This is a genomic window from Waltera sp. (genome assembly GCF_046969025.1).
Classification (GTDB): domain Bacteria; phylum Bacillota; class Clostridia; order Lachnospirales; family Lachnospiraceae; genus Acetatifactor; species Acetatifactor acetigignens.
On sequence record NZ_JBKVQF010000007.1, the window covers coordinates 1 to 12205 of the forward strand.

Sequence of the window (12205 nt, forward strand, 5' to 3'; positions counted from 1 at the left end):
AGCTCGTCGGGCTCATAACCCGAAGGTCATAGGTTCAAATCCTGTCCCCGCTACTAAGATCTGAGTGAAAATTCAGATCTAAAATGCCCAGATAGCTCAGTTGGTAGAGCAGAGGACTGAAAATCCTCGTGTCACTGGTTCGATTCCGGTTCTGGGCATTTGTAATATCTAAAAATAATATATGGGATACTAGCTCAGTCGGTAGAGCACTTGACTTTTAATCAAGTTGTCGGGGGTTCGAATCCCCCGTGTCTCATTGCAGAGAGATCAATATACGGTTTGTATATTGATCTCTTTTAATTTACGCGAGCAACGAGCCAAAGTCCGTGCTCGCACGAGATCTTGGCGACTGCCGCGATAACTTGAGAAACTCGCGAAGCGTGTTTCTCATAGTTTTCCAGGCACAAGAGAACCTATATCAGACCATTGCCTGCACAAGAATGATATGCTAAAATAATTCGTCGGAAATAAAGAAATCAACGAAAGAGATTTAAAATCGAAATGGAAAGTAAAGTAAAAGAATTGCGTTACGCAATCGTACAGTCCATACCAGTCATGCTGGGATATCTTTTCCTGGGATTTGCCTTTGGACTGATGCTGAATGATGCAGGATACGGCTTCTGGTGGGCCTTTTTTATCAGCTTGTTTGTGTATGCGGGAAGCATGCAGTTTGTGTTGGTCACCTTGCTGACGGCGGGAGCAAGTCTGTGGTATACACTGATCATGACGTTGTTTGTCAATGGCAGACACATATTTTACGGACTTTCTTTTGTAGAAAATTTCAAAAAAATGGGTATAACATATCCTTATATGATCTTTTCCCTTACGGATGAGACGTTTTCTCTGTTATGTGATCTGAAAGTTCCTGAGGGAATGCGTGAGGAACGGGTCAGCTTCTACATTTCTCTGTTGGATCATTGCTATTGGATTCTGGGAAGCTGTGTAGGTGCACTGGCCGGAAGGGTCCTGCCAATCGACACTACGGGAATTGACTTTTCCATGACGGCATTATTCACAGTTATAGTAGTCAACCAGTGGATGGATACGAAAGAACATAAACCGGCAGTCATCGGAGGCGTTGTCGGAGTTCTGTGTTTACTGGTACTGGGCGCAGACACCTTTTTATTACCTGCATTGACCATTGCCGCAATCATATTATTAGGAGTTAAGAAAAAATGTTACATTCCGTCGCAATCATAGCAGTTGCAGCTATTGTTACTTTGATCATACGGGCAGTTCCTTTCGTGGCATTTGGTGGAAAGAGAGAGGTTCCGGAAACAGTCACATATCTGGGAAAAGTACTCCCGCCGGCCATTATGGTGATTCTTGTTATTTACTGTGTAAAAGGAATTAATCTGTTTACCGGCAGTCATGGATTTCCGGAATTGCTGTCTATTGCCGTGGTGGCATTGCTTCATATCTGGAAGAAAAATACGTTGCTGAGTATAGCTGTAGGGACCATACTTTATATGATATTAGTGCAAGTAGTATTCTAAAACAGTGTGAAAAGGCTTTTTTTCAGCCTTTTCACACTGTTTTTTTACGAAATTAAATGCTATAATGAGCGCAACAGAAATAAGATGAGGGAGAAACAGAAGATAAAATGGAAACCGATAACAAAGAATTAAAAGAAGAAACAACAAAGAAAGAGGCTGATAAGAAAGAAACGGAGAGCAAAGAGGAAACAAAACAGCCTGTGGAAGAGACAGCGGTACAGAAGAAAAAGAGCAAAAAATGGATTGGTATTGTAGCAGCTGTAGTTGCAGTAATTCTATTGGCATATGGTGGTGTGGCAATTTACTACCAGTCTCATTTCCTGAATCATACTTATATCAATAACAGTGATTGCAGTAATATGACGGCGACAGAGGTAGCGGCGATCATGGATCAGCAGTCACAGCAGTATAGTTTACAGATTCTGGGCAGAGATGAGAACGGTGTGCAGGAAGAGATCGGTACGATCACAGCATCTGAGATCGGAATGTACTGGGTGGATACTTTGAATGCGGCACAGGAGCTTTTGGACAGACAGAATGAATTCCTGTGGATTGAGATGCTGTGGAGTACGCAGAATCATGATGTAGTTCAGGGTGTGTCCTATGATGCAGACAAATTGCAGGAACAACTGGCACAGATGCCTGCACTGCAGAACAAAAATATGATTGCACCGGAAGATGCTTATATCAGTGAATATTCCGAGAAGAACAAGAATTATGAAATCATTCCGGAGACCATGGGAATAGAGTTGAACAACAACCTGGTAGAAGAAGTAGTATCCACAGCAATCATGCAGGGAGATACCACGGTAGATCTGGAGGAGCAGGGCTGTTATGAAACTGCCAAAATAACGGCAGAGGATGCAGCGCTGGTAAAAGCCTGTGATACCATGAATAAATGGGTCAGCGCACAGATCACCTATGACTGGAACGGCAATAAGGTTGTCGTAGACGGAGATACGATCCATGAGTGGATCCAGACGGATAACAAGGATCCCCAACTGGACGAGGAAGCAATCGAGGAATTCGTAGCAGAGCAGGCCAAAGAATACGATACCTATGGCAAAAAGAGAAAGTTTACCACAGTTCAGGGAATCGAGCTTACCTTGCCCAGCGGAGCTTACGGCTGGAAGACCGACCGCGAGGAAGAGGTCAAAGAACTGACAGCTTCTATTGAAAAGGGAGAAAACATCGACAAGGAACCGGTATACAGCAGCAAGGGAGCACAAAAGGGAAGTGACGATATCGGTAATTCCTACGTGGAAATTGATCTGACGAATCAGCATCTTTATCTGTTCCAGAATGGAAGCATTGTATTGGAGACAGATTTTGTATCCGGTAATATGAGCAAAGCGGGCTGCATGACCCCTCCCGGAGTGTTCGGACTGACCTATAAGACAAAAAATGCTGTATTACGCGGTGCGGATTATGAGACGCCGGTAAACTACTGGATGCCTTTTAACGGAAATGTCGGAATGCATGATGCTACCTGGAGAGGAAGCTTCGGAGGAACCATCTATCTGACATCAGGCTCTCACGGTTGTGTCAATCTGCCACTGAATATGGCGGCAGCTATTTATGAATATGTATCTACCGGTTTCCCGGTAGTATGCTATTACTATTAATGCGAATCAGTGTGACTATAGATGATGGGATATTGAGAAGGAAGGCAGTTCTATGAAACAGCGTTCAGCAAAAAAAGTGCAGAAGTGGAAAGAGAGATTTGAAAGAGAACGACAGTTAAGGCAGGAGATCCGGGCGGTAGCACCGGATATTCTGCGTTCTAAGAACTTTCGCTCCACACGTTCACATGTACAGCACGGTAACATGACAGTCAATGATCACAGTATGAATGTGGCAAAATATAGTCTTGCCATCAGCGAGAAGCTGCATATTCCCTGTGAAAAAAAGGATTTGATCCGTGGGGCATTATTGCATGATTACTTTCTGTACGACTGGCACACGCCGGATCATATCAGCCCCCATAAGCTTCATGGCTTTTATCATCCGGGAAGAGCGCTTCACAATGCACAGAAGGAATACCATCTCACTCCCAGAGAAAAAGATATTATAAAAAAACATATGTGGCCGCTAACAATTTCCGCAGTTCCCATGTGTCGTGAAGCCTGGATCGTCACCATGGCAGACAAATGGTGTTCGCTTATGGAGACATTTCATGTACATAAGGGACATGGAGCCCTGATCGAGAAGCTTCGGAAGATTGAAGAGGAGCAGGGAAAATAAAAGGGTGGAAACCCAAAACAGGAGAATGACGGAATTGGGTGAATTATACCGGAGATTAAAAGACTACAGTAAGACAGATTATTATCCTTATCATATGCCGGGACATAAGAGACTGCTTTGTGGAGAATTCCCCCGGGAGATCATGGATATTGACATCACGGAGATTGATGGATTTGATAATCTACATGCTCCAGAGGAAATCCTAAGACGATTACAGGACGAGGCAGCCGGACTGTACGGCGCAGACGAGAGCTTTTACCTTATCAACGGAAGTACCTGCGGGGTTCTGGCGGCAATCAGTGCGGCGGTTCCGAGGGGCGGGCGGATCCTTATGACCAGAGGAGCCCATAAATCTGCGTATCATGCGGTATATCTGAGAAATTTAACAGTTTCTTATCTGTATCCGGAAATGATGGAGGAGTATGATATTTATGATGCGGTAACTCCGGAACAGATCGCAGAGGCATTCAGCCGGGAGCCTGTTCCGGATGCGGTATTTCTGGTGTCACCCACTTATGAAGGCAGGATCGCAGATATAGAGACGATCGCAAAGCTGGTACATAGTAAAGGAATTCCTCTGATCGTGGATGAAGCCCATGGTGCTCATCTGGGACTGGCGGAAGGATTTGCGAAGAACAGCTGCCAGTGTGGCGCGGATCTGGTGATCCACAGTGTTCATAAGACTTTGCCGGCACTGACACAGAGCGCGTTGCTTCATGTCAACGGAAGACTGGTCGACAGAGAACGTTTGCGCAGGTTTTTGCATATTTATCAGTCCAGTAGTCCATCCTATGTACTAATGGCAGGAATTGACAATGCACTACAGCTGGTAAAGGAGCAGGGAGATTATCTGTTTGCCCGGTTGCAGGTGAATTATCTGAGAATTCTGACAGAACTGTCAGAATGCAGGAACCTTCATTTCTTGCCGCTGGATGCCAGACAGGATATCGGAAAACTGGTGATATTATCTTCAAAGGCAGGTTTGTCAGGACAGCAGATTTATGATATTCTATTAGAGGAGTACCACTTGCAGTTGGAAATGGCAGCTGCAGATCATTGTCTTGCGATGTTCACCATAGGAGACAGTGACGAGGCATACACAAGAATGACGGATGCATTACTTGCCATCGATCGTGACATATCTGCGGGAAAGTGGCAGACGCAGCCACAGACGGAAGGCGGAGATTCCAGAGAGACATCTCTCTATCACATGCAGCCGGAAGTCAGTCTGTCTCTTGCGGATGCATGGGATGCTGAAAAAGAGGAGATTCCTCTGGCACAGGCTGCAGGCAGGATTGCAGGAGATTTTGTGAATCTGTATCCTCCCGGAATTCCGGTGCTGGTACCGGGAGAACAGATCGAAGAGATCCATTGCCGAAAGCTTGCGGAGTATTTCAGAAAGGGTCTGAAGATACAGGGAGTCACCGAAAAAGACGAATATTGTATTACCGTAGTCAAAAATCAAAAAAAATAGCAGCAGAAAGGATTTAGCTTGTATGAGAAAAACCAAAATTATTTGCACCATCGGTCCGGCCAGTGAGAGTGAGGAGAAATTAAGAGAATTGATGCTTGCGGGCATGAACGTGGCACGTTTTAACTTTTCCCATGGAAGCCATAAGGAACAGCTGGTTAAATACAACAGAGTACTGAAAGTACGAAAAGAACTGGGATTGCCGGTAGCAACTCTGTTGGATACCAAAGGACCGGAGATTCGTCTGCGTGATTTTGAGGGCGGTAAGGTAGAGCTGGTATCCGGTCAGCAGTTTGTCCTGACAACGGAAGAAATCATGGGAACAGCGGAAAGAGCCACTATTTCCTACAAAAATCTAAAAAATGACATCAATGTCGGAACAACGATCCTGATCGATGACGGTCTGATCGAGATGACGGTAGAAGAGATCAAAGGAGAAGACATTGTATGTAAGGTCATAAACGGCGGTTTTGTATCGAATCATAAGGGTGTCAATGTACCGGGAGCGATTCTGTCCATGCCTTATATCAGTGAGGTGGATCTGGCAGATATTATTTTTGGTGTGGAGCACGGATTTGATTTTATCGCAGCTTCCTTTGTCAGAACCAGGGAAGACATTCAGGAAGTGCGCAAGATCGTAGAGGACAGAGGCAGCAAGATCAAGATCATTGCCAAGATTGAGAACATGCAGGGTATTCAGAATCTGGAAGAGATCATTAACGTGGCAGACGGTATCATGGTAGCACGTGGTGACATGGGTGTCGAGATCCCTCTGGAAGAAGTACCTATTCTGCAGAAGAAGATGATCAAGATGGCGGTAGCACAGGGCAAGCACGTTATTACCGCAACTCAGATGCTGGAGTCCATGATCAAGAATCCACGTCCGACCAGAGCGGAGGCAACAGATATTGCCAATGCGATCTATGACGGAACCACAGCCATCATGCTTTCCGGCGAGAGCGCAGCCGGTCTGTATCCGGTAGAGGCTGTTAAGACCATGTCCCGCATTGCGGAGAGAGCAGAGCAGGATATCGATTATCGCGGAAGAATGCAGAGAGTCAAGGAAGACAGACAGGAGACTCCGGATATTACCACGGCAATCTCTTATGCAACCTGTAGCGTGGCATCTGACCTGAAGGCAGCAGCCATCATCACTGTTACCATGTCCGGATTTACCGCGAATATGATCGCACGTTATAAGCCCGGATGCCAGATCATCGGCTGTACGCTGGATGAGAAGGTATATCGTCAGCTGAACCTGCTGTGGGGTGTGAATCCCGTCATGATCCAGAAGGAGCAGACTACGGATGCCCTGTTTGAAGAAGCAGTGTTCAAGGCAAAGCAGGCCGGTCTGGTGAAAACCGGGGATACGGTTGTCATCACTGCAGGCGTACCTCTGGGCGTGGTAGGTAAGACCGATATGATCCACGTGGTGGAAGTAGAATAAAAACGTACTGTACGGCGGTCAAACAGCCGAAACAGGAGCGGGAAAACGAGAACGCAGATATGGGAAAAATTGTATATCTCATGGGGAAAAGTTCCTCGGGGAAAGATACTGTTTTTAAAGAACTGATGAAAGAGGGCACGATGGATCTTCGGACCATCGTGCCTTATACGACAAGACCGATCCGGGCCGGGGAAGAGAACGGTGTGGAATATTTTTTCACAGATGAGACCGGTTTTCAGACCCTGAGGGAACAGGGAAAGATCATAGAGGACAGAGCTTATAATACGGTCTATGGCATCTGGCGGTATTTTACAGTGGATGACGGACAGATAGATTTGACCACGAAGAATTATCTCATGATCGGAACACTGGAAGCCTATGAGAAAATGATTGCTTATTTCGGAACAGAAGCTATTTTGCCGGTCTATATTGAGCTGGATGACGGTGTACGCCTGCAGCGGGCACTGGACAGGGAACTGCGACAGGAGAAGCCGAAGTACGAAGAGATGTGTCGCAGATTTCTGGCGGACAGCGCAGATTTCTCCGAAGAAAAGCTGGCGGCAGCAGGGATCCGGGACAGATTCGAGAATACAGATCTGACAAAATGTCTGAAAGATATTACAAAGTACTTAAAAGAAGCCGGAATATAGCCGAAATACTGATAACAGAGAAGAAAAATGCCGGAATATAGCCGGTAAACAGAGGAAAAGAGGTGGGCGTATGGAAATGAGAGTAAATCAGATACAGCAGCCGGCTTCCGTGGAGCAGGTACAGAACACAGCGCCCACGGATGGCAGCTTCAAGTTCATGCTGGCGAGCCATGTGGAAGAAGCAGAACTGCAGGAGAGACTGACGAACCTGATGGCGGAGATCACCACAGAGGGCGAAAAGCTGGCCAAGAAACGGGATGTGAAGGATATGCGGCATTATCGTGGACTGGTCAAGGAATTTCTCAATGAAGTGGTGACCAGATCCCATTCTTTTTCCAGAGAGAACTTCCTGGATCGGAGAGGACGGCACCGTGTGTACGGCATTATCCGGCTGGTGGATGAGAATCTGGATCAGCTGGCACAGGAACTGATGAAGGATGAAAAAGACAATCTGGCGATCCTGAACAAGATCGGGGAGATCCGGGGACTGTTATTGGATATCTTTACCTGATGAAAAATACAGGAAACGCTTGCGTGATTCGCAAGAAGGCAGTACGATAAAAGCAGGACCAAAAAGACAATAAGATACAGACAGGGGGAATACCAATGGCAACATTTCATGACATCATAGGTCAGGAACAGATTAAAGAGCATTTACAGAACGCCATTTCGGCGAAGAAGATTTCCCATGCTTATATCATCAACGGTGAAAAATCCTCCGGCAAAGAATTTATTGCCAGAGTATTTGCCATGACCCTGCAGTGTGAAAAGGGCGGAACCGAGCCTTGTCAGGAATGTCATTCCTGTAAGCAGGCGTTGTCGGACAATCAGCCGGATATTATCTATGTCAGCCATGAGAAGCCGAATACCATCAGCGTAGATGATATTCGTGCGCAGATTAACAACGATATTGCCATCAAGCCTTACAGCAGCCCGTATAAGATCTATATTATGAACGAGGCGGAGAAGATGACTCCCCAGGCGCAGAATGCAATCCTGAAAACGCTGGAGGAGCCGCCTGAGTATGCAGTGATCATGCTGTTGACTTCTAACGTGAATTCTCTGCTGCCGACGATCCTCAGCCGTTGCGTGGTACTGAACATGAAGCCGGTAGCCGATGAACTGGTGCGTAATTATCTCATGCATCAGCTGCAGGTGCCGGATTATAAAGCGGAGGTCTGTGTGGCATTTGCCAGAGGTAATATCGGCAAGGCGAAATCCCTGGCGTCCAGTGAGGACTTCGATAATATTAAGAATGAAGCGTTGTCGCTATTGAAATATATTCAGGATATGGATCTGAGTGAGATCACCGCAGCGATCAAAAAGATTACGGAATATAAGCTGCAGATCAATGATTATCTGGATCTGATCGCCATCTGGTACCGGGATGTGCTCCTGTTCAAGGCAACCAGTGATGTGAACCATCTCGTTTTCCGTGAAGAGATCAGTGCCATCCGCCGTGTGGCCCAGCGCAGCAGCTATGAAGGAATCGAGGAAGTCATCGAAGCCCTGGATAAGGCAAAGAGGCGCTTGGATGCTAACGTAAATTTTGACCTGACTATGGAACTTTTGATGCTGGAGATCAAGGAGAACGGTTAACAGAAAGACAGGAATAAGTAGAAAGTGAAATTTACGCTTCACTTTCTATTTTTTTGAAAAAAATGACCGGTTGAAATCTCAGGACACTTTCCCGAAAAGCTATTTGCTATCTGTTGCGATTCGGATCTGGAAAAAACGGAACCGGAAAATAAACCGCAGAAACAGCATTGCAGCCGGAAAATACGAAATCGTCTACGGTGTCTATCCGAACTGGAATAAGTACGGAGCGGAGGAACTTTGGCAGATGGCGGCGGATGCCAGTGCGGCACACCTGGAGAGCTAATTTACCGGAATTAAATTGCGGTGTTTGCTTCTCAGCATGTGCCGTCGGTCAATGCGGCATCGGGGAAAAATCATAAATTCCCTTTATTTAACGAACGAATATTTTCTGCCTTCATAAAAACTTCAGCATATTCACAATTCATAAGAATGCCATTGGTTCTTGCTTTAAGTCGATAATATTCTACAATTGGCATAAAAGGACAATTTTGTACACTTTGCTCCTGCTCAAGTGCCTTTTGCCATAGAGAAAAACCTTCGCTTATGTCAAAAAAGGTTTGCGGCCGGAAGGAACTACAATCTTCCCAGTTTTCTGTGTAATAAAATGCTGGTACGTTGTAAGCTGGATACTCACATTTGATGGCTGGTAAGGATGCATAAAAAACAGCATTATTAACAATAGTATGGCAAGCCATATGATCTTTGTGTGTGCTTTGATAATGGGTTATTAAAATCTGCGGTTTCAGCTTGCGGATCAAGGCACAAAGGTCAAGGCATAAGGAATCTGTTGGAACAAGGAAACCATCGGGAATATCATATATTATGCTTTGACCATGTAATTCAGTAACAAAAGAAGTAGCCTCACGCCTTTTCATTTCTATAAATTTGTCTAAATCATCTGTGGCACTGGCACTTTTTTCACTTGTAGTTAAGGAAATAATAACCGGAGTCCAATTTTGCATTGCACAGGTAGATAAAAGTCCCCCGGCAGTTAATTCCATATCTCCAACATGTGCTCCAATAGCTAAAATAACAGGGGAAGTAGGTTTATTCATGATGAACCTCCTTGCTGATTATTTTTTCAAAGAAATCTGTGGGAATTGGTAATTCCATAGCTATTAGACAATTAACAATATCACGCAGTGACTGTACACCAATAACCGGCACAGAAGGATATGGTAATTGATAAATGTATGCCAGAACAATTTGGGTAAGATCCCAGCCGGTTTCTTTGGCAAGCTTTTTAATAGCGGTAAGTCGTTCCCTTGACTTATTGTTATCAAATAATTCCCGACAGGATCGATACTGCGGCGCGGTTTGAAAGTCTGTCCGGTCTGCAAGTGAAAAATAACCTCTGGCTGCTGCTGTATAAGCAAATAACGGGAATTGATTATTTGTGTGTAATTGTTCCAGTTCAGAAGAAATATATGTCATTCCATCATATAAAACAGCGGGCATGTTGGGATACGCAACATTCTTCATAGTTTGATGTGCTGTAAAGCCGGTGATTTTTTTATCATCAGCGTAACGCATAGCTTCATGAATGCGCTCTGCACTCCAGTTAGAGCATCCAAAATAGCGAATTTTCCCCTCTTTTTTGAATTGATTCATAATTTCAAGTATTTCACCCGCAGGAACAGCAGGATCATCAACATGAACCCAGTAATAGTCCAGATAGTCCGTATGAAGATTGGATAGGCTGTTTTCCAAATCATGGCGCAGACACTCGGAATTAATTCGGGGGATGGATTTATCCCAAGGATTTAATGCGCCACCTTTACTATCCAGAATAAAGTGGTGCCGGTTGTGCCTTTCGGAAAAATATCTTCCCAACCACAATTCATTTACCGGAAGTCTTTGCTCAAACCATCGACCGTATACATTTGCAGTATCTAAAAATGTGCCACCAAGTTCCAGATATGCATCTACCAGATAATAATTGTGTGTGTCGGTGTAATCACTGCCGGCTGGAGCAAAACTTGCAGCTATTCTTGGTATAGTGATATTTGTTTCAGGAATGTGTATATGTTTCATTGTTGTACCTCACTTTCATATTCAGGGTATGAATAGAGGAAATTACCGATGAAGTTAATATTTTTTACGATAGTTAACAGGTGTCATATTTGTAATTTGTTTAAATGAAGCTGTAAAATGAGATAGATTAATATAACCTAAACGTTGTGCAATTTCACTTACACTCAAATTTGTGGTGCGTAATAGCATTTTGGCGTAATCAATCTTCTTTTCCTTAATATATTGAGAGACAGATAATCCAAATTCTTTTTTGAAAAGACGATCAAGATAATCTGGGTTCATATGTATATAGTCCGCAACGGTATTTCGGCAGATTTCCTGTTCCAAATGCTCTTTAATGTAATTTTGCACTACATAAACAAGCGAACTGTTTTTGGGTAATAAGCTCTCATTAACTTCAGCAAATTCAAAAATATTTTGTGGACCATGTAGATCTAATTGGAGCATATCTTTCATCTCACCCAGCAACACGGGGATTTTGGCATTATATCCGGTGACACATAGCAGTGGAAGGCTATTTTTTACGAGGGCTGTATACATATTTTTAATCTGTTGTTTTACTTCCTCAATATATTGTACCTTGCAAGGAAACAGGATAAAAATGTTTTGGAGCTGGTAGCTAAAGACAACAGCATGTGGACTAAATGTTTGTACTTCTGTGTAAATTTGTTTTTGAACGTTATAACGTAAATCGGCAACTTGTTGAATATTATTACATTGCTGGCGGTCAATAATAAAAAGTACCGGATAATAGAGTATATCCAACATGGTCTGAGACGGTAAGATATACTCATGACCGGAAATATAGGAGAAAAGCATATCGTGCCATAAACTTTCTTTCTGCAAATATTGGTTTAAATAAAGATCCTTATCTGGATGATGGAGTTTGTCAATACATTTTTCAATAGATGCAGTTATTTGTTGTGGTGTTATGGGTTTTAGAATATAATCCAGGCAGCCAAGCCGTATTGCTTCCTGGGCATATTGAAATACACTGTAATTAGTCACAAAGACACAACCTGTTTGCGGATAATTAGCCCGAATCCAGGAAAGCAAGGCTAATCCATTTGTTTGGGGCATTTCGATATCACACATAACTAAGTCAATCATGGGCTCATTTAAAAAATATCTTTTTGCATCTTCTGCGCTATAAGCAAGGAGTATTTTTTCAATATTTAATGATTCTATGGAAATAGAACGAGCTAATGTTTGAATGATTATTGGTTCATCGTCGACCATAAGCAATATCATAAACAAAATCCTT

At 43.9% G+C, this 12205-nt stretch carries 13 protein-coding genes and 2 tRNA genes; 12 read left to right on the forward strand and 3 right to left on the reverse strand.

Features of this window, described 5'->3' with window-relative positions; translation table 11 throughout:
• Positions 1–85: 85 nt before the first annotated feature.
• From ACLTOH_RS05110 to ACLTOH_RS05165, 12 genes are all read left to right on the forward strand, one after another.
• Positions 86–158: transfer RNA gene (locus ACLTOH_RS05110), tRNA-Phe, on the forward strand.
• Between the two features lie 25 nt (positions 159–183).
• Positions 184–256 (forward strand) — tRNA-Lys (locus tag ACLTOH_RS05115).
• A 245-nt stretch (positions 257–501) separates the two neighbouring features.
• The gene (locus tag ACLTOH_RS05120) at positions 502–1200 is read left to right on the forward strand and encodes an AzlC family ABC transporter permease (protein WP_118731062.1); all 699 of its coding nucleotides are present in this window, start codon (positions 502–504) and stop codon (positions 1198–1200) included.
• Complete coding sequence (locus tag ACLTOH_RS05125; protein WP_022312593.1) at positions 1176–1496, forward strand: branched-chain amino acid transporter permease; 321 nt, start codon at positions 1176–1178, stop codon at positions 1494–1496. The genes ACLTOH_RS05120 and ACLTOH_RS05125 overlap by 25 nt, the downstream gene beginning before the upstream one ends.
• 107 nt (positions 1497–1603) lie before the next feature.
• Positions 1604–3121 carry a peptidoglycan binding domain-containing protein gene (locus tag ACLTOH_RS05130; RefSeq protein ID WP_118538578.1) on the forward strand — a complete coding sequence of 506 codons (1518 nt, stop codon included), beginning with the start codon at positions 1604–1606 and terminating at the stop codon, positions 3119–3121.
• A 52-nt stretch (positions 3122–3173) separates the two neighbouring features.
• Positions 3174–3740, forward strand: a complete 567-nt coding sequence (locus ACLTOH_RS05135; protein WP_022312595.1) for a hypothetical protein — start codon at positions 3174–3176, stop codon at positions 3738–3740.
• Between the two features lie 25 nt (positions 3741–3765).
• The gene (locus ACLTOH_RS05140; protein WP_412223526.1) at positions 3766–5214 is read left to right on the forward strand and encodes an aminotransferase class I/II-fold pyridoxal phosphate-dependent enzyme; all 1449 of its coding nucleotides are present in this window, start codon (positions 3766–3768) and stop codon (positions 5212–5214) included.
• Between the two features lie 22 nt (positions 5215–5236).
• Positions 5237–6658 carry a pyruvate kinase gene (pyk, locus tag ACLTOH_RS05145; RefSeq protein WP_412223528.1) on the forward strand — a complete coding sequence of 474 codons (1422 nt, stop codon included), beginning with the start codon at positions 5237–5239 and terminating at the stop codon, positions 6656–6658.
• Positions 6659–6717: 59 nt separating this feature from the next.
• Entirely contained in the window at positions 6718–7308 is a 591-nt protein-coding gene (locus ACLTOH_RS05150; protein WP_412200853.1) for a guanylate kinase, read from the forward strand.
• 70 nt (positions 7309–7378) lie between these two features.
• Positions 7379–7819, forward strand: a complete 441-nt coding sequence (locus ACLTOH_RS05155) for a YaaR family protein (protein ID WP_227733791.1) — start codon at positions 7379–7381, stop codon at positions 7817–7819.
• A 95-nt stretch (positions 7820–7914) separates the two neighbouring features.
• Positions 7915–8907, forward strand: a complete 993-nt coding sequence (locus ACLTOH_RS05160; protein WP_117466061.1) for an ATP-binding protein — start codon at positions 7915–7917, stop codon at positions 8905–8907.
• A 70-nt stretch (positions 8908–8977) separates the two neighbouring features.
• Positions 8978–9190 (forward strand): hypothetical protein, encoded by a 213-nt coding sequence (locus ACLTOH_RS05165; protein ID WP_118731065.1) that lies wholly within the window; start codon positions 8978–8980, stop codon positions 9188–9190.
• Between the two features lie 70 nt (positions 9191–9260).
• Here ACLTOH_RS05165 and ACLTOH_RS05170 read toward each other — a convergent pair whose 3' ends face one another.
• The 3 genes from ACLTOH_RS05170 to ACLTOH_RS05180 are packed head-to-tail and all read right to left on the reverse strand — an operon-like array spanning position 9261 to position 12192.
• A complete protein-coding gene (locus ACLTOH_RS05170; protein WP_022154318.1) occupies positions 9261–9962 on the reverse strand; it encodes a PIG-L deacetylase family protein in 702 nt (233 codons plus the stop codon).
• On the reverse strand, positions 9955–10941 hold the full coding sequence (locus tag ACLTOH_RS05175; RefSeq protein ID WP_337770344.1) for an aldo/keto reductase: 987 nt from the start codon (positions 10939–10941) through the stop codon (positions 9955–9957). The genes ACLTOH_RS05170 and ACLTOH_RS05175 overlap by 8 nt, the downstream gene beginning before the upstream one ends.
• A gap of 54 nt (positions 10942–10995) precedes the next feature.
• The gene (locus ACLTOH_RS05180; RefSeq protein WP_337770343.1) at positions 10996–12192 is read right to left on the reverse strand and encodes a response regulator; all 1197 of its coding nucleotides are present in this window, start codon (positions 12190–12192) and stop codon (positions 10996–10998) included.
• Positions 12193–12205: the final 13 nt, after the last annotated feature.